The sequence below is a fragment of the Maribacter sp. IgM3_T14_3 genome, from assembly GCF_049603095.1.
GTDB lineage: Bacteria > Bacteroidota > Bacteroidia > Flavobacteriales > Flavobacteriaceae > Maribacter.
This window is the reverse complement of the sequence record NZ_CP187138.1, coordinates 4,601,625-4,623,584: the sequence shown is the minus strand read 5'-3', so window position 1 is coordinate 4,623,584 and position 21,960 is coordinate 4,601,625. Positions and strand designations below refer to the sequence as shown.

Sequence of the window (21,960 nt, the reverse complement as noted above, 5' to 3'; positions counted from 1 at the left end):
CAATAAAAACAACATTTTTTAAGAATAATGTAACTACCAATCTATTGGAAAATAGTCTTTTAAGAATTTACCACACCAATGTTTTCCAGTGTTAATACCGTCAAACAAAGGATCCATTACACGAGCAGCACCATCAACAATATCTAAAGGAGGTTGAAAATCGTGAACTTCTTGTTTCTTTTTAGCCAATTCAGCAGGATCTTCATCGGTTACCCAACCCGTATCGACAGCATTCATAAAAATTCCGTCTTTAGCCAATTCACCGGCAGCAGTATGTGTTAGCATATTCAAGGCTGCCTTCGCCATGTTGGTATGTGGGTGACGAGATTCTTTGAAGAAACGGTGGAATTTACCTTCCATCGCCGTTACGTTAATAATATGCTTCTGACCCGTGTTCTCTTTCTTCATCAACTCAGCCAAACGATTACAAAGTACAAATGGTGCAACGGAATTAACTAGCTGAACCTCAATCATTTCGGTGGTTTCTATCTCGCCTAGCTTTAAGCGCCAGCTATTCGTTTTACGTAAATCTACCTGTTGTAAATCGGCATCCAATTCTCCTGTTGGGAAAACCTCTTGGGCAACCAACGCATTATCAAAACTATACGGAATTTGAGACAGCTTAGCAGAAGCACGTAAACCAATACCAGGCTCTGGTCCGTGCCAAGTAACAGGCATGTTTTGATTAGGAGAAGCTTTAGTACTGAACGATTTTAATTCATCTAAACAACTTTCATGGTCGCTCAATACCATTTGGGCAAACTTTGGTAAAGTAGAAAACTCGCGTTCTTCATTCTCCATTAAATGATGATAGAAGCCTGCAGGTCTGCGTACTGTTTGTGCAGCATTATTGATAAGAATATCTAATTTATCGTATTGCTGCTCAATAAAATTGCAGAAAATTTCAACACTAGGTATATGACGTAAATCTAAACCGTGAATTTTAAGTCGGTGTCCCCACTCCGTAAAATCTTCCTCTTTCGAAAAACGAAGTGCAGAATCTACAGGAAAACGGGTTGTTGCAATAACAGTCGCTCCACCACGAAGTAGCATTAATGTGATATGATAACCAATTTTTAAACGAGACCCGGTAATAATTGCAACCTGACCTTTAACATTGGCATTCTGGAATCTTTTCGCATAATTGAAATCACCACAATCGGTACACATGGTATCATAAAAATGATGAAGTTGTGTAAACTCAGCCTTGCAAACGTAGCAATTACGAGGTGTGGTAAGTTCGGGTAAATCTTTAGTTTCTAAAACAGCGGCAGATAATAATTTCGGGGCAACAAAAACATGCGCCTCGCGAGCACTACGAATTCCAGTTTCTTTACGAGCATGCTTATCGCGAACTGCTTGCTTTCTTTTTTCGTTACGCTTGGCGTCTTTAACCCTTTTAGCAAACTCTTGCTTGTTAGGGCGAGATAACTGACCGGCAACTTTAATTAAGGCAATTCTTCTATCTTCAGGAATTTCAAATATTTGGTTGGTATCGGTTACCAAACGATTTAAAATTTCAATACAACTTTCAATCTCGGTTAAATCGATTTCAGTTTCGTTCTCGTGTTGTTTATCCTTCATCATACTACCTTAAAAAGGGCAAAAATACTAACTATGATTAAAGTACGGTAATACGCACTTTTTTCTTTTTTAATCTGGAGTTGTTTAACTCGTTTACAAGTTTATCTGATTTGCTTTTAGGTACTGCTACAAATGCGCAATCTTGCTTAAGTTCAATATCGCCTAATTGCTCTTTAATCAATCCACCTTGCTTAAAGAAAAGTCCCGCAATATCACCTTTAGATATTTTATCTTTTCTTCCGCCAGAAATAAATAAGGTTTCCCAAAGAGGATCTCCTAAGGTATTAGTTTTACCAATGTTTATAGGTTTAGACTTCTTTATAAAAGGAGGTAAAGATTCTTGGTCCCATTGTAAAACATAGGCAGTTCCTGTTTCATTTACACGCGCAGTTCGACCATTACGGTGGGTAAACTCTTCAATACGATGTGGTAATTCGTAATGAATGATGAATTTTAATTCGGGGATGTCTATTCCTCTAGCAGCTAAATCTGTAGCAACCAATATACGACTACTACCATTTCTAAATTTGATTAAAGCACGCTCTCGGTCTTTCTGTTCCATACCACCCGAAAAGCACTCATGCTGAATGCGTTTCTGACTTAAATAGTCACTAACACTATCAATACTTTCTTTAAAATTGCAAAAGATAATACCCGGTTCTTCACCTATATATTTCAACAATTGCACAAGTGTTTTCAACTTGTCTTTGTCTTCGGAAATTACAATGCTAATGGTAAGTTGTGACGGAGTAACTTTGTTGAGAAAGTTAACACGCTTCGGATTCTCCATACCCACAAATTTCGGAATCTTAACACCCTCAGTTGCTGAAGTAAGAATACGTTTTTTAAGGTTAGTCAGTTCCGCTAGAATTTCACTCATCTCCTCTTCAAAACCAACTTCTAAAGATTTATCGAATTCGTCAAGAATCAATGTTTTAATATGGTCTTTAGTAAAACGATTTGCTATAAAATGGTCTAATATTCTACCAGGAGTACCTATTAAAATTGCAGGAGTATGCTTTAGTTCAATTTTATCTTTAGACATAGCTCTACCACCATAAATGGCATTCACTTTAAAACCAGTACCCATATTACGAATAACCTGTTCTATCTGAATAGCTAATTCGCGAGAAGGAACTAAAATCAATACCTGAACTTCAGGATTGTCATGGTCCATAAAATCTAAAACCGGTAAAAGAAAAGCCAAGGTTTTTCCTGTACCGGTCGGAGAAAGTAATATGGTATTATTCGATGATGAGATAGCATCTAACGCGCTCTCTTGCATCGGATTTAACGCATCAATATTCAATTTTGATAAAATCTCTTCTTGATTTTTCATGCGTCTTTAATCACCGTTAATTTATATTCGATTATGCCTCTTGAAGGTCACGTTTCGATTTTCTGTACAAATAGTTTGGAAAAATACTTCTTTTCGCGAATCTGTTCAATTTGTTAGAATTGATCATTTTCTGAAAAATAGGCTTCGTTACTCCGAAATACTCGTAAGTAGCACCATCAACAAAAGTAACCTCTAATACCAAACCGTTGTGCTGAAAATCGGCAACACCAGAGTTAATAGACTCGTTGTACACCTCTTTGTTAGCCTCTTTAGTTTCTGGAGCGATACTCACTAAAAAGTGGTATCCGTCAATGATACGACGACTTTGAACTTCAGCCTCTTCTCTTTTGTCATCACCTTCTTGAAATTTATCTGGGTGCCATTCTTTCACCAAATTTCTGTAAGTAGACTTAAGTGCTTTAAGTTCAATTTCTTTTTCAACTCCGAAGAGTTTTTTATATTCATTAATACGCTTCATAATGCAGCTTTTTTGCGGGTGCAAAATTACATCTTTATTTTGACGTGGATGCCTGAATTTCAGGAATAAAAGAAAAAATTAATTGATTAAAAAATAGTTACTCATTATTTAGACCTTTTTCAAGAACGGACTTAATACCTGCAAGATTTTCAGAAAATTCCATCATTTGAGAAAGCACTTGTGCCATCTCGTTAGCATTGCCAAAACTTTTGATTTTATTATTCTTTACAAATTGCTCCTTAATAGCGCTCCAGCGTGTATCTTCTTCAATTGAAAGATTGCCTATTAACTCATTGTACTTTAATAAATTAGCTTCTGCTGAACCAGTCAAAGTTTGCGCTTCATTCTCGTAATGTGAACGTAACATGGTGTTTAGTTCTTTTTCGTTCATAATGGGTACAATCTGAGCCACTAATTTATTCATGTCTCGATAAGAACCTTGAAGTTTAAAAGAAGGTTCTGTACGATATTCGTCTTGCATGGCTGCACTTTTAATATATGTTGCATTTACTTTCAACAATACATCTCGTACCCTTAAAACTTTCTCAAGTACTTTTTTATATTCTTCAACCTCTTGGCTAGAATGGTTACCTATAAGTTGACCTTCGTCAGACTTAGACTCAATTTGTTCAACCAAGGTATATACATCGTCAAATTCTTTACTCGCCAATTGTTGTAAAATAGGATTTGCGGTAAGCGAATTTTCAATAAGGCTAAGTCTGAATAAATGCTCGGTTTCGCCAATAATATCACCAAGGTTATAAATATCGGCACGATTGGCTAGCATATCAGGAATCTGAAATTTATCTCCGCTTTCCGTATATGGGTTACCCGCCATAATAACGCAGAATTTTTTACCGCGTAAATCGTATGTTTTAGGTTGACCCTCATAAACACCTTCTATTTTACGGGTACCATCTGATAGCGATATAAATTTCTGTAGAAACTCCGGATTGCAATGCTGAATATCATCGATATAGAGCATCACATTATTTCCCATTTCAAAAGCAAGATTCAATCTTTTAAGTTCTTCTCGAGCAGCACTGTTCTTTGCAGAGGCAGGATCAACATTGGTTACCTCATGACCAATTGCTGGTCCGTTAATCTTAACGAAAATTAGACCTAAGCGATTAGCAATGTATTCCATCAAGGTAGTTTTACCGTAACCTGGCGGAGATATCAACAGCAACATACCCATTCTATCGGTACGTTTGTTCGCCCCTACTGTACCCAATTGTTTAGCTAAATTATTCCCGAAAATTGGTAAATAAACTTCATCTATTAATTTGTTTCGTACGAAAGAGGTAAGTACTCTTGGCTTAAACTCTTCTAACTTTAAATCGGTCTTTAATTTCTCGGTGATTTCAAGCTTCGTCTTTTTAAATTTAAGAAAAGCAGGAACTTCATCTAATACGAATAAATTCAACCTAGAGATAAAATCATGGTAATTGAATGAATAGACGCCTTTTACAATTGTAGCATGAGAACCTCTTAAGGCTTTTAAAATTTCATTAGGCGAAACAGCTTTAATTTTAGAAGAAGATTCATCTCTAAACAAAATGGCTGCGACAATTTCATTTTCGTATCTATTACTGTTTGTTAAATCGTCAACGTCTTTTTTAGATTTTAAAAATGCACCTACCCATTGCTTCACTAAGCGAACCCTAGTTGCAAGATTGGCAGATTCTTCTACACTTTTCTTAAACTTTAAATCTGCCTGTTGCGATTTAAGTAATTTTAAAAACTCATCCTTTAATTGAAGGGCAAAGCTACTGTAGACAAACTCAGAATCAGATTTCAGTTCTTCGAACAAATATGCAGCAATATCTTCGCTTAAAAGTGAATCAAATAATTTTGTATCTGTAGAAAATACCTCAATTTTCTTTTTTAATTCCTCTATAATCGAGGCGTACTCTTTAGATTCTGGGAAGTACTGTAAAACTTCACCAGCAGCCTTTAAACCTTTATCTATTTCACTCTTAATATCCTTATCTAAATCGTTCCAGAAAAATTGGGCATAACCACGAATTTCTGGTCGGTATGTAAGCAAATCTAATTCATGGTGCTTATGTACTAAAAGCCTTAGTATTCTTGATGCATCTACATCATGAACCCCTTTAATATAACCTTCAGAATAATCATTTCTACTTTGTTCTTGAACAACTTTCAAAAGCTCTTCTTCGCTTAGCGGAAGCAAATCTTCTTCAGTGAAATTTCTAAATATCTTATATGCTAAATAAGCTGAACGATAGATATCATCAGTTTCTGAAACATATTCTTGATCCCATAAATGTCGGTTTTTAATGAACTCTTCGTTATTCAGTACCTTATAAAAATCGGTACCTGTTAAATGATAATTAAGTTCATTATTATGAAAAACAATAGTTAAGTCTAACTGTTGCTTATTTACTCCGAATTTGTGTTTTCCTAAGCGAATTATACTATCGCCTTCTTCATAAAGGTCTAGCTTATCTTTTAACTTTCTAAGTGCATCTTCCCGAGCTGTCTTAAGTTGTGTTTCAATCTCTTCGGCTTTACCGCTATCATCAAGCTCTTGTAATTGAGAAATGATATCTCGAAGCTTATTAATCATTAAATCTGAAGCAAAGTATCCGTTGATTTCTACGGCAGAATTAAAACTCTGTGCCTTTTTCTGAACACCTTTTAATATTCTGCTAGATGCATTTGCTAATGCACTAGATTTCTTATTCCGCTTTTCAATTAAAGAGTTCTTTCTGGAGTCGAACGCAGCATATACCTCTTCTCTCTTTTCAATGATAGTTTCGATAAACTCTTCAAAATCAGTGAATTTACCCTCGAGTTCTTCTAATTGTATCGATGTTTTTGTTTGATATTCATCACACTTTTCTGGTGTAGCTGCCATATCTAGATAATTGATGATACTTTGATCTATCAATTTCAACTGTGCAGCAAACTCCGCTTTAGCTTCAGATATGCCAAGAGAATTCCTCTTGTTTTTTAAAGCAGCTTTAAGCTCATTAATGGTAGAGAAAATCAATGAAATATCATCGATTATTTTGGTGGAATGAGCAGTATCTTCAATTTCTAAATTAGAAACAATATCGATCAGCATTTCAAGATCGGCACTGATTTCATTAATTTCTTCTTCTTTTTCTTTAGCTTCAATTACCTTTTCAACTTTGGCAATAAAATCCTTCTTGTCTTTTAAAGCATCGTGATATGGTTGTAGCGCATTCGGATTCAAAAGAAATTGAACACAGCGTTCAGATATTTTCTTGGTTTGTTCTCCTATTTGCTCTTCGAGTACTTCTAAATACTCCAAATCAATATACCTCACTTCTTTTAGCGAAATAGCTTCGCCTCTTAAAGATCGTAGTCTAGTAAGTAGTGCAACAAACTCATCAATACTTTTAAATGAGGTACTTTTAATTTTATTAAATAACTCTTCTGAGTTTTGCTGTATTAATTTAGACTGATTTTGAGCATTTTTACGAAGTTGTACTACCTTTTCAAACTCATCAATAGCAGCGTTAGATGCTTTGTTGATTTCTTCAATAGGCTCATTTAATTGATGTGTATCTGGTTCAGGCAGCCAATAATACGCATCTAATATATCTTTCGAGAACTTTGCAATATCACTATATAATCCGGCGTAATTATCGTTTTTATTCAACAATGTAATTAAGCTATTGACTTCTGCCATAGCCTTTACAATATCTTTGTTTCCTATTTTATAAAGCAGTGTATCTTCATGTTGAGAAGGCACGTAATCTCCTTTTAAATACGGAGTTTGCCATATTTGAACCACATGATGTTTGGTTTGCTCTTGCTCCGTTTTAAAGTAACAAAGTTCACCATTTTCTAAAATTGTAAATCCGTTACAGATAATAGGCGTTTTAATAACCTGACTTATAATGTTATAAGACATAAGGTTATACAGCCCTTCTGCAGCAGAATAAAAAACGTACAGAAAATCTTCTCCGTTCGGAGAAACAATACGTTCTTGAAATTTTACATTAGGAATGGTATTATCAAAAATGTGATACTCCCCTGTTTGTAAATAATAACCCGTAGGAAATATGATTCCCTGGTCATCTGGCAATAAAATACAGGCATTTTTAACGGATTCAATTTTCTGAACCTCCTTCATTTTGTCATTAAAAACAAAGTAGCGAGGCGATTCTTGAAACGGTTTTATTTCTAATATTAAGAGATTACCCAAATCTCCAAAACGATACTGACCATCATCAAGAGTTTGATCAACGTACTCTACAGGTTCATCTAAGATACCTTTGCCTTCAGCAGTGTTATCTTCAATTTTGATAGTAAGATCACCACCAATAGTTTCTACAAAAACACGGTCTTTAATAGATACGTGAGGATGCACACCATAACGTTGCATGTCTCGTGTAGCTTCTTGCCATTTAAATTCTTGTTGAACCGGAAATCTGTATTCATGTTCACTACGGTTATCAATATACTTTAAAGCATTATCGACCAGTAGCCATTTAAAAGTTTTAATATCAGTCGGACTTTCGCTTAACTGAAAAACCATATGAAGATAATTTCCGATGATGGCAAAATTGGAAAATATCGTATTTCTGTAGTATTTGTATAAGTTGGTAAAATCTGTTTTAAATGTTTCATCATTTAACAAATCAAGATTTGCAGCTTTAAAACTGTTGTCTGTAAAAGTGAAACTACTAAAAACGTCTTTAATAGTTATCTCGGTTCTGAGTCCGAAATGAACATTATACCCGAACAGACACGTATCACCAAAAGAAACAATGTCGCGTGCAATACAGTTATTTTCTGTATTGATTCTGGCATTTGCAATAAGTTTTGTTTCTAGTGAGCCGAATACGGTTTTTCTGTCATCATTTAGTTCGATGAGCTTACTCTGTAATAATTCTTTCTGCTTCTGCAGTCGGTTTTTAATTACATCGTAAGTACCACCATCTAAAATATGTTCTTCCGTTTTGTCTGTTCGGGATTCTTCTGCCATAAAAGTAACTAGACTTTAGTATTACATTAATAATTTACTTTAAATCACTCATTGAAAAGCATTTACTCGATAATCGAGATGATAACACTTCTAGGCTTACCACGAAATTTCACAGTTGTTTATGTGCAATGTTTCGTGGATTTACCTCTGAGGTAGTTTACTTTAGCTTTTTATCGCCCATACCTAATCCTTTTGCAAGATTAAATAGGTTACTAAAAAGTGTTTGCTCTTCATTGTCGTTAGACTTTGCTTTTAAGTCCATCAGTAAATTAGCAATAGTTACATTTTTAAGATCTTCAGATGAAATTCCGTATTTATCAGCGAATTCTTTTACCTTCTCTAATAAGTTACCTTTAACATCATCACTACCTAAAATAGCATCTTTTACATCTTGTATGTTGGTGCTGTTTGCAACCAATCTATCATATCCTTTGGCTCTGGTAATTTGTCCGATAATTTGATCAAAGAACATCGTTTCACCACCAACAATATCAATTTTTGCTGCTTTTAATGCATCACCAATAACTTGTGCCTGAGCATCTGCTATATCTTTCTGAATATTGATATGAGCAAGATCAACTTGTAGTTCTTTATTTAAGCGCAATTTAAATTCTTCGTGCTCTTTACCAACACCATCTAACTTCTTCATTGCATTAGCTTTCTCTTCAATACCAGCGGCATCTGCTAAAGCTTTTTCTTTGATAACAGCAGCTTCTGCCAACCCATCTTTGCGTTTCGCTTCAGCCTTTGCTTCGATACCTGCAGCTTCTGCTTTAGCTTTTTTCTCAATGATAATTGCTTGAACAATTCCCTCACGCTCGTAAGCATCAGCTTTGGCATGCATAACCTGAGCTTCAGACATACCAACAGTTGCTTCTTCTTTCGCTTGAGCTTCCGCTAAGATTTTACGAGCTTCGGCTTCTTTTTCACTAGCTTCTTTATGTGCTAATGCTTCGATGTTAATTTCTTCAGCTTTTTGCTTTGCAGCTTCTTTTTGAGCCTCTGCAGCCTTAATCGTTTTTATTAAAGCTTCTTCGGCGCTTGCTTCTGCAACAGTAATTTTTACTCGCTTATCTCGATCAGCAGTCTTAAAAGCTTGAATATCTTTCATGTTTTCTTGCTCTTCCACAACTCCTTTTTCAAGAGTAACACGATCTCGAATAACATCTTGAATGTTCTTTTTCTCAACTTCAACTACTTTCTCTTTCTCAATTTGGGCAAGAGTAACGACTCTTTCTCTTTCTGTAGCCTCTAAAAGTCTGTCTTTTTCTACTCTTTCAGTTTCTACGGCTTCGGTACGTTGCTTATTTTTTAGGGCAACTATTATTTGGCGCTCCATATTTTCTTCGGCAACTTTTACTTTTTCGCGAGTGGCGATACGAGCGGTTTCAGACTTCAGAAGCTCTTCTTCAGAAACCTTTAAAATTTCAGCCTCTTCACGAGACTTAATATTCGCAATCTCTCTTTTTTGCTGTTCTTCTTTTTCAGCTAATTGCTTATCAAGTTCCAGAATAGCTTCACGGGCTTCAACATCTTGCTTACGAATGGTTTTCTCTTCATCACGTTTAATAAGGTTTGACTGCACATTTTGAGCGGCAGTTAAATCGTTGATTTTCTTAATACCTTCTGCATCAAGAATATTATCAGCTTTTAAGTGCGCAACAGCGGTTTGTTCTAGGTAATCAATAGCACAATCTTCTAAAGTATACCCATTAAGGTCTGTACCGATGATGTCAACGATTTCATCTCTAAACTCTCTACGAGCTTCGTATAATTGAATGAAATCAAACTTTTTACCAACAGTTTTTAAAGCCTCAGAAAACTTAGCTTCAAATAGTTCTTCTAAGGTTTCTTGACGAGATGCTCTTTGAACCCCAATAGTTTGTGCTACTTTTTTAATAAAATCAACTTCATTGTTTACTCTAACGAAGAATGCCACTTTTATATCGGCACGCATGTTATCCTTACAAATTAGTCCTTCGGTAGCGAGTCTTTCGATTTGAATTTTCTTAACAGAAATATCCATTATTTCGACCCTATGAAATACTGGTACAACGTAAAGTCCTTTGTCCGTTGCTACTTTAGTTCCTCCAAATCCGGTTCTTACCAGGGCTTGACCTTGATGAACTTTTTTGTAGAACATTGCAATAATTGCAAAATAAACGATGATAAGGAAGAGGATGATCCCGAGACCTATACCGATAATTGAAAAGATGGATTCCATAAATGATTTAAGATTTATTGATTATATGATTGAACTAAAAAGTATGTATGATCCGCAGATCTTTTAATGATTAAAACCGTACTACCATATGTTAATGGCTTTTTGTCTAAAGATTTCACATAAATTGAATGGCTGTTACCTTCTGCCTTCACTTCTGCATTACCCATTTTATCTTCACTGATGTTAGATAATAAAATTGCTTCTCGGCCTAAAAAGTCTACAGGTGCATCGCCATCTTTATTTAAGTGCTTAAAAAAGCCCTTAAACGGCGTTGTAAACAATTTATTAATGAACAAAGCCGGAAAAAAAGCAGCTAGCATTATAATGAAGCCAATAAAATTATCATAGGTAAACGTCAATGTAGTTATTAGTGTTGTAATCAACCACCACATAAATATCCAACAGGTAAACGTGAACATAAAAGGGAGTCCGACAAAATTGAAATAAATCAAAAATATTTGCCACCACTTTAAAGGTCTACGTCTTTTACCAATGATATCATCTTGGTTGACTTCGGTATTAGAGATATCTTCAAAATCAAGATTACCACCTTCAATACCAGAGTCAAGGTCTACATCGGCATCGATGTCAATATCAACATCAACGTCTATATCGAAGTCAAGACCACCTATCATAGTAATGATCCAGTATACCAGAAGAACTATCAGTAATAATGTTAGCGTGATATTTACCTCAGAAAATAATATGTCTATTAGTTGATTCAAATTTTTTATTTTTTGGTTTTATTAAACCCTAACTGTTCTTTTAACTTTTGAAGCTCATCATCTGCCACGGCTTCAGTGGTATCAGCAGCCTTATCAAGTTCATCATCAATAGATTTACTTGATTTTGCTATATCGCCATAAGCCTCGGCCAAAGCTTCTTCTTGGGCAATTTTCTCTTTCATTCTTTCGAGCATTGACACCGTACCGGTACTATCTAACTCAGCCATTTGCTTGTTTAAGTTTTTAGTAGCATTACTAACCTTTACCCTAGCCTTTAATGTTTTCAATTCATTTTCCCAGTTGCCAATGTTAGATTTTAAAGCTTCAACATTACCTTGCATTTGGCTAACGTTAGTCTCAAACTTTTCTGTTTCAGTTTTAGTAGCGGCTAATTGTTTTTCATTAGCTTCTTTTTGCATTAAAGCTTCCTTTGCAAGTCTGTCTGCTTCGGCAGCATCCATTTCCTCGCTGTTAGCCTTCTTTAGAATGATAATGGCTTTATCTTGATACTCTTTGGCTTTGTTCTTATAAAGGTCTTGATCGTTCTTAGAACGAATGGCAAGTGCTTTTACTTGTGCAAGCGCTTCTAAACTTTTTTCTAGGTCTAATTTCATATCCCTAATGCCCTGTTCGGTCATTTTTATAGGATCTTCCATTTTGTCAATCGCTGAATTGGTTTCAGCCTCTCCTATTTTAAATAGTCTTTTAAATATATTCATGATTTTTTATTTTTAATATTTAGAAAATTCAATTATTTGATCTGAGTATTCACTCATTAATAAACTTAAAGAATTAAGGCTGGCCTCAAATTCGTTTAAATCCATATTCTCGATTTGTAATGTGTCTCTAAAAATGACCCGATTTGCGGTCTCGTCAAGAACAAAAGCTCCATGTATAATATCTCTATTCTTCTGGAGTAAGTTTCTGAAGATTTTTTCAGATTGATTATGGACAGAGAATATAAATTGTTCCATTATCAATATCGGTGGCGAAACCCCTAAAATGAGATTTTTAATTCCGAAATCTTCTTTGGCCACCACTAAAATTCCGTCTGCCCTATTTTCTTTAACGATATTAAAGTTTAATTCAAGAAGATAATCTCTGGTTATATTAAAATGGTTTTTCATATGTGTTGGTTTATGTAGGTGGTTTCTTAAATTCAATAATACAAAATATTATTGGTGTGATTTCTTAAATTGAGATTAGGAACGCTAAAATGTAAACAACTACGATGAACATAATATTGTGTTTTTAAATTGATTAATAAAAAATACTAGCTCAAAATAATAGCAATTAAAAATATTATTGCTAATTTTGTTAGACAAATATAATTATATTTTTATCAATTGCAAATTTAATTAGCAAAAAAATGTCATACTTCGGAAAAAATATACGGAAGATAAGAAGTTTAAAAGGTCTTAGCCAACAGTCATTTGCTGAGCTATTTGAGCTGAAGAGAGGTACTTTAGGTGCTTATGAAGAAGGACGAAGTGAGCCTAAATTAGAGACGCTAATAAAAATTGCTAATTATTTTAGCATTCCTATAGATGACCTATTGACTACCGAATTAACAGTAAATAATTTATTGAAGTTTAAAGGTAACTTAACCGTTGAACAAGATTTAGGTGAGCAAGAATTTTTCGTTAAGGTACCCTGTATAACCACCTTAAATCAGTCAGATTATATTAAATATTACAATAAGGATTCTTACATACAAGACTTGCCGTTTTTGTCTTTACCAATAAATCCTGATAAGAAGTTTCGGGCATACACCGTTCAGAATTTAGAAATGAGTAAGAATGAATTAGGTATGTTTCCAAAAGACATAGCTATTGGAGAATGGATACCACCAGAAGTATATTCAAAGCTAAATAACGGTACATTGGTATTTACGGTAGCAGATAAGAATATCATCTTAAGAAGACTATTTATAACCAATGATAAATTCGTTTTACGTGCAGAACATAAAAACGTAGAAGATATAGAGTTGCAGTTAAAAGAAATACATGAAATGTGGCGAGTTAGATATGTATTCTATCATAGATTACCAGAGACTAATTTCAATTTAGAAGAAAAGTTATTTCAATTAGAAAAAGATTTCGATAGACTTAAAAAAGATCTATAAAACACTATCCCATTAACTGTGTAAGTTAAAAATAACAGGGGTTGGACTTTTATCTAAAGTCTGACCCTTTTTTCATAGATCGTCAGGAACTGATTTAGGATTATGCCCCAGTTCCTTACAGGCATCGACCACTTTTTGGTGGCCTCCCTTACCGCCAAATATACGGATTTCATCACGGCATCGTCCGTCGGGAAGGACAGCTTGTTCTTGGTGTACTTCCTGATCTTGCCGTTCAGGTTCTCGATAAGGTTGGTGGTATAGATTATTTTCCTGATCTCGATGGGGAACTCGAAGAACACGGTAAGCTCGTCCCAGTTGTCCCTCCAGCTTTTGACGGCATAGGAGTACTTCCCTTCCCATTTGTCCGCAAAGTCCTTTAGGGCGGCCTTCGCCGCAGCTTGTGTAGGTGCGTTGTAGATAAGTTTCATATCTGTTGTAAAGGCTTTTTTGTCCTTCCAGACAACGTACCTACAGGCATTCCTTATTTGATGCACCACACATATCTGGGTCTTGGATTCGGGGAACACGTTCTTGATGGTCTGGGTGAACCCGTTCAGATTATCGGTTGCGGTTATCAGGATGTCCTCGGTGCCACGGGCGCGTATATCGGTCAGTACGCTCATCCAAAAAGCGGCGGACTCGTTCTTGCCCAACCAAAGCCCAAGGACCTCTTTCTTACCGTCCCTGCGCAATCCTACCGCGATATAGACCGTTTTGTTGATGACCTTCGAGTTCTCGCGTACCTTGAACACGATCCCGTCCATCCAGACGATAAGGTATATCGGTTCCAATGGCCTGTTCTGCCAAGCGACGATGTCCCCGGAGATCTTGTCGGTTATCCTCGATATGGTGGATGTGGAGATATCGAAGTTGTAGACCTCCCGTATCTGCTCTTCGATATCGCTGTTGCTCATTCCCTTGGCATAGAGCGATACGATCACGTTCTCGATACCGTCGACCATATTACCGCGCTTGGGCACGATCATGGGGTTGAAACTGGCATCCCTGTCCCTTGGCACCGCGATCCTTGATTCCCCGAAGGAGGTACGGACTTTTTTGGTCGAATGGCCGTTACGTGTGTTCCCGTTCCTGGCCTTTCCATGTTTGTCATAATCGAGGTGGCCGTCAAGCTCGCCTTCCAGCATCTTCTCGATACCACGTTTTTGGAGTTCTTTCAGAAAACCGTTCAGCTCGTCACCGGTCTTGAACTGTTTTAAGAACTCATCGTTGAATAATTCCTCTTTCTTCATAATGGTGTGAAAATTTAAAGTTAAAAAAATAGCGGGGGCATGCCCCCGCTATTTTTTTATTTACACACTTTATGAGATAGTCCTTTTAAAATGTAGCATACTTCACTTAAGTCAGAAAAATCAAGTCCGCCTTCATCAACACTTTCGTTTAAACATCTACCATCCTTGCCATTATATTGATTTCCTAGACGAATAGCTGTATTCCAAACCTTTGTTAAGTGTTCATCATTTAATTTAGATTCCCAATCTACTTTACCATCAGACTTTAAACCTGGTGTACCATTACCCACTTCATTACCATCTGCAATTTTATGATAATCTGTAACCGTTTTTGTATACATAAGTTTAACAGTTTTAGTAACCGACTCATTCCAATCGCTATGCTGAACTACATGAACACTTTCTCTTGTTTTAATCGAAATATCCTTTCTTGACAACTCCTTAACCCATTCTGACGTGAAATCTGACTGTCCCGCTTCTGCCACCCAAATAGAACCTCCATTTTCAATGATTTTCAATGCCTTAGTTACCACTTTATCTACCGAAGCTTTCCATTCTTTATCTGCATCTAACCAATTTTCACCGAAGACCATTGGCATTAATTCGTTTGGTGGTACATACAAACCTTCTTGAATACCATAAGTACCTGCAACGGCTAGATAATTTAAGTCCTTATAATCTGGGTGATTTAATAGCGTAGCAAAACCTGCTGCGGTATGTAAATCGTCGATATCGGTTTTACAGTCTAACTGCACTAGCAATAAATCTTTATCTATTTCGAAGGCTGCTTTTTGGGCATTTACTCCGATACTAAAGAGTAGGGCACATGCTAAGCCTGATATTATTTTCTTTTTACTGATTGCTTTTTTCATTTGAAGATATTTGAATTTATCGTTTTGTTGTTTCTACTAAAGTATTAAATATTAAGTGTATCGCAATAGAATTCACTTCGACTCAGAAATAAATTTCAAGAAATCTTCCGACATATAATATAGTCGCAAATACTATCAAAAGCTCGTATCTTACTAGACCAAACAACAAAACTCACACAATGAAAAAATCATTTCTTGTATTGTCGACATTTCTTATGTTGATGATTCTAAATCCGCTTTTAGCGATAGAACCCATAACCAAAATTATTTCTAATTATGAAGATGGTAGCTATACCTTAATTTTAGAAGGATACGATTGGGGACCAGCCGTCAAAAAGGTCGTATTACCTACCGCAACATTAAACACTGAAGCTAATGCTAGCGATTATATAATCGAGGTAGAAAGAAGTGCTGTTGGTGTAGAAATGAAGTCAGAAGAAGCAAAGGGTAGTCGAGAAATAGTATTCGCTTATGTTTCTGATGCCAATGGTAGTAGAGTATCAGAAGGAAATCATGTAACCTTGGTGTTATTAGTGCACCCTAAGAATCCAATAGATTCCCCTATAAAGTATGTTTTTAAAGATGGCAGAGGTAGTAATCAATGGATTGATTATAAAATGACCATTACCAATACGTCAACAAGTAAAATATGGAACAATGAAGCCTCTCGTGTATATAAAGATTTATATCGATTTGATTTAAAAGGAAAACATACCATTAATGGCATTAACCTAACATACGCTTCATTCGAACCTAAAACTACTTCTGCCAAGTCTCCTCTAATTATATGGTTACATGGTGGTGGCGAAGGTGGTACTGACCCAAGTATTGCCTTAGTTGCCAATAAAGCCACTAACTATGCATCACCTGAAATACAATCATTTTTTAACGGTGCATATGTTCTAGTGCCACAAGCACCAACGTTTTGGATGCAAAATGTTAATGGAGACTATACTAGGGGTGATACTGATGATATTTATAACAAAGCCTTATTCAAACTAATCGACAATTTTGTAAAAGATAATCCGAAGGTAGATGCAGACCGGGTTTACATCGGTGGTTGTTCTAATGGCCGCTACATGAGTCTTAAACTTATACTTGAACATCCTAAATATTTTGCTGCCAGTTATATTAGCGCACCTGCTTATTTAGATTCGAATATTACTGATAAACAAATTGAAAGTATCAAAAATGTACCGATTTGGTTTATTCATTCGAAAGATGATACTACTACACTACCAGACGAAACTGTGGTACCACTATATAAAAGACTAGTAAATGCCAAAGCACCTAATGTACATTTCTCTTATTATGAACATGTTATTGATTTAACCGGATTTTATGGTGGCGAAAACTATTATTTTCCAGGGCATTGGTCTTGGATTTATAGCCATGCTAACCATGCAAATTTTGATTTCAATGGAGAACCAGTCTTATTACAAGGTGAAAATGTGAGTATTATGAAGTGGTTAGCGGCTCAGAAAAAGTAAGAATTGTCTTTATAATGCTCTAAACAAGCAAAAACTCTTAAAGTATTCACAAAAAATAGATATAAAAGAACTTTAATCGCTGTTTGTCAACTATTGGCGTCATCTTTGCAACTTAATAAGTATTATAAATTAAATTACATTACAATGAGTAAAGGAACAGTAAAATTTTTCAATGACACAAAAGGTTTCGGTTTTATCACTGAAGAAGGAGTTGAAAAAGATCACTTTGTGCACATTTCAGGTTTAATCGACGAAATTCGTGAAGGCGATGAAGTTGAATTCGAACTAAAAGAAGGAAACAAAGGTTTAAACGCAGTGAACGTTAAAGTTATCTAAGACATATATACATTCAAGTTTAAGAAAAAGCTCTTCAGAAATGAAGAGCTTTTTTATTATAGATAGGACTATCTCATAAAGTGTGTAAATAAAAAAATAGCGGGGGCATGCCCCCGCTATTTTTTTAACTTTAAATTTTCACACCATTATGAAGAAAGAGGAATTATTCAACGATGAGTTCTTAAAACAGTTCAAGACCGGTGACGAGCTGAACGGTTTTCTGAAAGAACTCCAAAAACGTGGTATCGAGAAGATGCTGGAAGGCGAGCTTGACGGCCACCTCGATTATGACAAACATGGAAAGGCCAGGAACGGGAACACACGTAACGGCCATTCGACCAAAAAAGTCCGTACCTCCTTCGGGGAATCAAGGATCGCGGTGCCAAGGGACAGGGATGCCAGTTTCAACCCCATGATCGTGCCCAAGCGCGGTAATATGGTCGACGGTATCGAGAACGTGATCGTATCGCTCTATGCCAAGGGAATGAGCAACAGCGATATCGAAGAGCAGATACGGGAGGTCTACAACTTCGATATCTCCACATCCACCATATCGAGGATAACCGACAAGATCTCCGGGGACATCGTCGCTTGGCAGAACAGGCCATTGGAACCGATATACCTTATCGTCTGGATGGACGGGATCGTGTTCAAGGTACGCGAGAACTCGAAGGTCATCAACAAAACGGTCTATATCGCGGTAGGATTGCGCAGGGACGGTAAGAAAGAGGTCCTTGGGCTTTGGTTGGGCAAGAACGAGTCCGCCGCTTTTTGGATGAGCGTACTGACCGATATACGCGCCCGTGGCACCGAGGACATCCTGATAACCGCAACCGATAATCTGAACGGGTTCACCCAGACCATCAAGAACGTGTTCCCCGAATCCAAGACCCAGATATGTGTGGTGCATCAAATAAGGAATGCCTGTAGGTACGTTGTCTGGAAGGACAAAAAAGCCTTTACAACAGATATGAAACTTATCTACAACGCACCTACACAAGCTGCGGCGAAGGCCGCCCTAAAGGACTTTGCGGACAAATGGGAAGGGAAGTACTCCTATGCCGTCAAAAGCTGGAGGGACAACTGGGACGAGCTTACCGTGTTCTTCGAGTTCCCCATCGAGATCAGGAAAATAATCTATACCACCAACCTTATCGAGAACCTGAACGGCAAGATCAGGAAGTACACCAAGAACAAGCTGTCCTTCCCGACGGACGATGCCGTGATGAAATCCGTATATTTGGCGGTAAGGGAGGCCACCAAAAAGTGGTCGATGCCTGTAAGGAACTGGGGCATAATCCTAAATCAGTTCCTGACGATCTATGAAAAAAGGGTCAGACTTTAGATAAAAGTCCAACCCCTGTTATTTTTAACTTACACAGTTAATGGGATAGTGTCATTTTAAACCTTATGGATATTAAAGATGCAGATGAATTTTTTACCTATTTTAAGGTAGACTAGAATCTTATTTAATTTTTAAAAAGGCCTCTTGTAATCTTTGCGTTACGGGGCCTTTTTCATTCCTTGTATATAGTATGTAGTCATCAATTTGTTGAATCGCAGCAATCTGTGTACTCGTACCGGTTAAGAATGCTTCATCAATAGTATTCAATTCTGCTAATGAAATAGGAGTTTCAACAATTTCTATACCTAAAGAGTGACAAAGCTCTATTACAACAATTCTAGTAATACCATTAAGAATATATTCATCTGCCGGATGAGTATATACTACCCCATCTTTGATAAAAAACAGATTACTGTGAGATGCCTCAGTAAATACTCCGTCTCTATGTAATATAGTTTCGTAACATTCATGCTGCATGGCTTCCTCATTCAACATCACATTACCTAAAAGAGACGTCATTTTAATATCGCAACGAGACCATCTAAAATCTTTTCTGGTAATTACATGGGCATTTACAGTATTTATTTCAGGTAATACTTTTGGTACGGCATACATCATAACTGTAGGTTTTATATCTGCAGGAAATGAATGTTGTCTTGGTGCTACCCCCCTAGTAATTTGAATATAAAGCATGCAGTCTTTATCGGTTAGCGCTGCTACTTTCAACAAAGTGGCAATTTCATTTTTGAGCAAGCTAACGTCGAACTTAATATTAATTTTTTGGAGTCCTGATTGTAAGCGGTCTAGGTGCTCTTTCTCATAAAAGAATCTGCCGTTTATCTGAACCATTACTTCATATAATCCGTCACCAAAAATAAATCCGCGATCGAAAACAGATACTTTAGCATCTGCAGAATTTACAATACTTCCGTTTAGATATACTTTATCTGGGTAACTCATAAAACTTATAAATAACGTTGAAGATGTTTTTTAAAATAGATAGCGCTATCGGTAATACTTTGCATAGAATTCTCTGCAAAATTACCGCCTTGTTCTATATAGTAATATTGTAAATCATCTTTATTGATAGATGATAACATGCTTTTGTAATCAATAGATCCATTACCCATCTCAGAATAATCGCGAGTTACTTTGTCCATATCTTTAATATGCCACATAACATAGCGACCAGGGTTTTCAGCAATTAATTCAGCCGGACTCTTATTTGCAGAATGTTCGACCCAGTACATATCCATTTGTAATTTTACCAAATTTGCATCTGTGCCAGATAAAATTATATCATAGCCTTGCTCACCATTATGGTCTGTAAATTCAAAATCATGGTTGTGATAAGCGAACCGTAAACCGGCATTGGTTACCTGCTCGCCTATTACATTTAATTTATCTTTTAATATTTTAAAATTTTCAATAGTTCGATATTCTGGTGCTAACCATGGCCAAGTAATGTAGGTGCTGTTTAAAGTTTTAGAACCCTCTATACATTGGTCAACATAACGTAAAAGTTTATCATTAGAATCGTTAAAGTGACTAGAGAAATCATAATGACCACTAGATATGGTAAAATCTAAATCATCGATCTGTTTTTTAAATTCCTTAGATTTTATACCGTAATACGTATCGTTATCACCATCGTAACCATAAATTTCTCCGTCATTATATCCTAGCTCACGTGCATTTTTAATACTTCCGATTGGGTCCTTCGCCATTGCATCGCGAATGGTGAACAATTGCAAACCCATTTTATATTTATAATCCATCGGTATTACAGATAATGGCAGTATCGAACTTACCGAAAGCACACCGGTTTGTTTTAAGAATGTTCTGCGAGAATTTGAGTCGTTCATGATGATGTTGCGATTAAATAAATACGGATTATAAATATAAGGTTTGCATAAAGAACTTGAACATTTTGCAAACAAAAAAGCAGCCATAAAGGCTGCTTTTTATTCTATTGAGTTCGTAAATCTACTCGTTACTTGCTACAGCAGTTTCACTGTAAGAAACACGATAAATGGCATCGCCAAAATCATCTGAAATCAGCATAGATCCATCTTTTAGCATTAATATATCTACAGGTCTTCCTGTTGCTTTTTGAGCAACTTCGTCCAACCAACCATCAATAAAAGGTTCAGTGCTAATTGCTTCACCATCTTGAATATCAACCATCATTATTCTGTAACCCACTTTCTTACTTCTGTTCCAAGAACCGTGTTCTGCAATGAAAGCTTTACCCTTATATTCCGCAGGGAACATAGTACCAGTATAAAACTTAATACCAAGTGGAGCAACGTGAGCGTCTAATTGTAAAGCAGGATCAACAAAATCTGAACAAGGACGTAAATCTCCAAATTCAGGGTCTTTAACAATACCTCCATGGCAGAAAGGATAACCGAAATGCTGACCTGCCTCAGTTACAGTATTTAGTTCGCAAGGCGGAATATCGTCACCTAACATGTCACGACCGTTGTCTGTAAACCACATTTGTTTGGTATCAGGATGCCAAGTGAATCCGACAGAGTTTCTGACTCCTCTTGCGTAAATCTCACGATTACTACCGTCAGGATCCATTCTTGAGATGGTTGCAAATCGCTCATCTTCATCCGTCTTATTACAAATATTACAAGGAGCCCCAACAGGAACATAAAGTTTATCGTCTGGTCCGAAGGCTATATATTTCCATCCATGGTGAAATTCCGTCGGAAAATCATCATAAATTAATTCCTTTTCTAATTCGCTACCAATCTGCTCTTCAATATTCGGATATTTCCATAAGCTACCCACTTGAGCAACATACAAATCTCCGTTTCTCATGGCGATACCATTAGGTACTTCCATCGTATCTAAAACAATAATGTTATCAGCTTTAAAATCTCCATCAGTATCTTGTATCGCATACACGTTGTTTTCTGTGCGTGTACCAACAAATAGCGTCCCGTTATCACCCATAGCCATAGAACGAGCACCATCTACTCCCCTAGCATAAACTTCAATCTTAAATCCTTCAGGTAAGTTTAAATCTAATAATGCCAAATCGGTGCTGTCAAGTTCCATTTCTTTAACCGCACTATCTTTATTTTCTTTCTTGCTCTCTTTACAAGAATTTAGAGATATTACTACGGCGAGTGCCATAGTTATCTTTAAAAATGAAATTTTCATATTAAGTTGTTTAGTTTATTACGAAGAT

17 protein-coding genes are annotated in these 21,960 nt (G+C 36.3%); 4 read left to right on the top strand and 13 right to left on the bottom strand.

What is annotated here, in order from left to right; genetic code table 11:
- Positions 1–33: 33 nt before the first annotated feature.
- The 8 genes from ACPF9A_RS20395 to ACPF9A_RS20360 form a co-directional block, all read right to left on the bottom strand.
- A complete protein-coding gene (locus ACPF9A_RS20395; protein WP_424004543.1) occupies positions 34–1,584 on the bottom strand; it encodes an SDR family NAD(P)-dependent oxidoreductase in 1,551 nt (516 codons plus the stop codon).
- Positions 1,585–1,621: 37 nt separating this feature from the next.
- On the bottom strand, positions 1,622–2,923 hold the full coding sequence (locus ACPF9A_RS20390) for a DEAD/DEAH box helicase (protein WP_423999942.1): 1,302 nt from the start codon (positions 2,921–2,923) through the stop codon (positions 1,622–1,624).
- Positions 2,924–2,954: 31 nt separating this feature from the next.
- Positions 2,955–3,401: a KTSC domain-containing protein gene (locus ACPF9A_RS20385; RefSeq protein ID WP_423999940.1), complete on the bottom strand. Its 447-nt coding sequence runs from the start codon at positions 3,399–3,401 to the stop codon at positions 2,955–2,957.
- 97 nt (positions 3,402–3,498) lie between these two features.
- A complete protein-coding gene (locus ACPF9A_RS20380) occupies positions 3,499–8,388 on the bottom strand; it encodes a DNA repair ATPase (protein WP_423999938.1) in 4,890 nt (1,629 codons plus the stop codon).
- Positions 8,389–8,545: 157 nt separating this feature from the next.
- Positions 8,546–10,612: an SPFH domain-containing protein gene (locus ACPF9A_RS20375; RefSeq protein ID WP_423999936.1), complete on the bottom strand. Its 2,067-nt coding sequence runs from the start codon at positions 10,610–10,612 to the stop codon at positions 8,546–8,548.
- A gap of 14 nt (positions 10,613–10,626) precedes the next feature.
- The gene (locus ACPF9A_RS20370) at positions 10,627–11,337 is read right to left on the bottom strand and encodes a hypothetical protein (RefSeq protein WP_423999934.1); all 711 of its coding nucleotides are present in this window, start codon (positions 11,335–11,337) and stop codon (positions 10,627–10,629) included.
- A gap of 5 nt (positions 11,338–11,342) precedes the next feature.
- Positions 11,343–12,056 carry a PspA/IM30 family protein gene (locus ACPF9A_RS20365; RefSeq protein WP_423999932.1) on the bottom strand — a complete coding sequence of 238 codons (714 nt, stop codon included), beginning with the start codon at positions 12,054–12,056 and terminating at the stop codon, positions 11,343–11,345.
- Positions 12,057–12,068: 12 nt separating this feature from the next.
- Positions 12,069–12,464, bottom strand: a complete 396-nt coding sequence (locus ACPF9A_RS20360) for a molecular chaperone Tir (protein ID WP_423999930.1) — start codon at positions 12,462–12,464, stop codon at positions 12,069–12,071.
- 242 nt (positions 12,465–12,706) lie between these two features.
- Here ACPF9A_RS20360 and ACPF9A_RS20355 point away from each other — a divergent pair, with 242 nt between their 5' ends.
- Positions 12,707–13,462, top strand: a complete 756-nt coding sequence (locus ACPF9A_RS20355) for a helix-turn-helix domain-containing protein (RefSeq protein WP_423999928.1) — start codon at positions 12,707–12,709, stop codon at positions 13,460–13,462.
- A gap of 53 nt (positions 13,463–13,515) precedes the next feature.
- Here the strand turns inward: ACPF9A_RS20355 and ACPF9A_RS20350 are convergent, their stop codons facing one another.
- Together ACPF9A_RS20350 and ACPF9A_RS20345 are read right to left on the bottom strand one after the other, a co-directional pair.
- Positions 13,516–14,712 carry an IS256 family transposase gene (locus ACPF9A_RS20350; protein WP_423997793.1) on the bottom strand — a complete coding sequence of 399 codons (1,197 nt, stop codon included), beginning with the start codon at positions 14,710–14,712 and terminating at the stop codon, positions 13,516–13,518.
- 56 nt (positions 14,713–14,768) lie between these two features.
- Positions 14,769–15,584, bottom strand: a complete 816-nt coding sequence (locus ACPF9A_RS20345; protein WP_423999926.1) for a hypothetical protein — start codon at positions 15,582–15,584, stop codon at positions 14,769–14,771.
- A 179-nt stretch (positions 15,585–15,763) separates the two neighbouring features.
- Between ACPF9A_RS20345 and ACPF9A_RS20340 the strand changes: the two genes are divergently transcribed.
- The 3 genes from ACPF9A_RS20340 (at position 15,764) to ACPF9A_RS20330 (ending at position 18,755) form a co-directional block, all read left to right on the top strand.
- The gene (locus tag ACPF9A_RS20340) at positions 15,764–17,074 is read left to right on the top strand and encodes a prolyl oligopeptidase family serine peptidase (RefSeq protein WP_423999924.1); all 1,311 of its coding nucleotides are present in this window, start codon (positions 15,764–15,766) and stop codon (positions 17,072–17,074) included.
- A 144-nt stretch (positions 17,075–17,218) separates the two neighbouring features.
- Positions 17,219–17,410: a cold-shock protein gene (locus ACPF9A_RS20335; protein ID WP_027067037.1), complete on the top strand. Its 192-nt coding sequence runs from the start codon at positions 17,219–17,221 to the stop codon at positions 17,408–17,410.
- Between the two features lie 148 nt (positions 17,411–17,558).
- Positions 17,559–18,755 carry an IS256 family transposase gene (locus ACPF9A_RS20330; RefSeq protein ID WP_423997793.1) on the top strand — a complete coding sequence of 399 codons (1,197 nt, stop codon included), beginning with the start codon at positions 17,559–17,561 and terminating at the stop codon, positions 18,753–18,755.
- 120 nt (positions 18,756–18,875) lie between these two features.
- Here ACPF9A_RS20330 and ACPF9A_RS20325 read toward each other — a convergent pair whose 3' ends face one another.
- The 3 genes from ACPF9A_RS20325 to ACPF9A_RS20315 form a co-directional block, all read right to left on the bottom strand.
- Positions 18,876–19,715, bottom strand: coding sequence for an aminotransferase class IV (locus tag ACPF9A_RS20325; RefSeq protein WP_423999922.1), 840 nt, complete (start codon positions 19,713–19,715; stop codon positions 18,876–18,878).
- A 5-nt stretch (positions 19,716–19,720) separates the two neighbouring features.
- Positions 19,721–20,620, bottom strand: a complete 900-nt coding sequence (locus tag ACPF9A_RS20320; RefSeq protein ID WP_423999920.1) for a sugar phosphate isomerase/epimerase family protein — start codon at positions 20,618–20,620, stop codon at positions 19,721–19,723.
- A 121-nt stretch (positions 20,621–20,741) separates the two neighbouring features.
- Positions 20,742–21,932, bottom strand: a complete 1,191-nt coding sequence (locus ACPF9A_RS20315; RefSeq protein WP_423999918.1) for a PQQ-dependent sugar dehydrogenase — start codon at positions 21,930–21,932, stop codon at positions 20,742–20,744.
- Positions 21,933–21,960: the final 28 nt, after the last annotated feature.

Excerpts from the sequence above, each read along its gene's own strand:
- ACPF9A_RS20345 (WP_423999926.1), bottom strand. The coding sequence starts at position 15,584 with ATGAAAAAAGCAATCAGTAAAAAGAAAATAATATCAGGCTTAGCATGT.
- ACPF9A_RS20390 (WP_423999942.1), bottom strand. The coding sequence starts at position 2,923 with ATGAAAAATCAAGAAGAGATTTTATCAAAATTGAATATTGATGCGTTA.
- ACPF9A_RS20380 (WP_423999938.1), bottom strand. The coding sequence starts at position 8,388 with ATGGCAGAAGAATCCCGAACAGACAAAACGGAAGAACATATTTTAGAT.
- ACPF9A_RS20320 (WP_423999920.1), bottom strand. The coding sequence starts at position 20,620 with ATGAACGACTCAAATTCTCGCAGAACATTCTTAAAACAAACCGGTGTG.
- ACPF9A_RS20330 (WP_423997793.1), top strand. The coding sequence starts at position 17,559 with ATGAAGAAAGAGGAATTATTCAACGATGAGTTCTTAAAACAGTTCAAG.
- ACPF9A_RS20395 (WP_424004543.1), bottom strand. The coding sequence starts at position 1,584 with ATGAAGGATAAACAACACGAGAACGAAACTGAAATCGATTTAACCGAG.
- ACPF9A_RS20355 (WP_423999928.1), top strand. The coding sequence starts at position 12,707 with ATGTCATACTTCGGAAAAAATATACGGAAGATAAGAAGTTTAAAAGGT.
- ACPF9A_RS20325 (WP_423999922.1), bottom strand. The coding sequence starts at position 19,715 with ATGAGTTACCCAGATAAAGTATATCTAAACGGAAGTATTGTAAATTCT.
- ACPF9A_RS20315 (WP_423999918.1), bottom strand. The coding sequence starts at position 21,932 with ATGAAAATTTCATTTTTAAAGATAACTATGGCACTCGCCGTAGTAATA.
- ACPF9A_RS20365 (WP_423999932.1), bottom strand. The coding sequence starts at position 12,056 with ATGAATATATTTAAAAGACTATTTAAAATAGGAGAGGCTGAAACCAAT.
- ACPF9A_RS20350 (WP_423997793.1), bottom strand. The coding sequence starts at position 14,712 with ATGAAGAAAGAGGAATTATTCAACGATGAGTTCTTAAAACAGTTCAAG.
- ACPF9A_RS20360 (WP_423999930.1), bottom strand. The coding sequence starts at position 12,464 with ATGAAAAACCATTTTAATATAACCAGAGATTATCTTCTTGAATTAAAC.
- ACPF9A_RS20340 (WP_423999924.1), top strand. The coding sequence starts at position 15,764 with ATGAAAAAATCATTTCTTGTATTGTCGACATTTCTTATGTTGATGATT.
- ACPF9A_RS20375 (WP_423999936.1), bottom strand. The coding sequence starts at position 10,612 with ATGGAATCCATCTTTTCAATTATCGGTATAGGTCTCGGGATCATCCTC.
- ACPF9A_RS20335 (WP_027067037.1), top strand. The coding sequence starts at position 17,219 with ATGAGTAAAGGAACAGTAAAATTTTTCAATGACACAAAAGGTTTCGGT.
- ACPF9A_RS20385 (WP_423999940.1), bottom strand. The coding sequence starts at position 3,401 with ATGAAGCGTATTAATGAATATAAAAAACTCTTCGGAGTTGAAAAAGAA.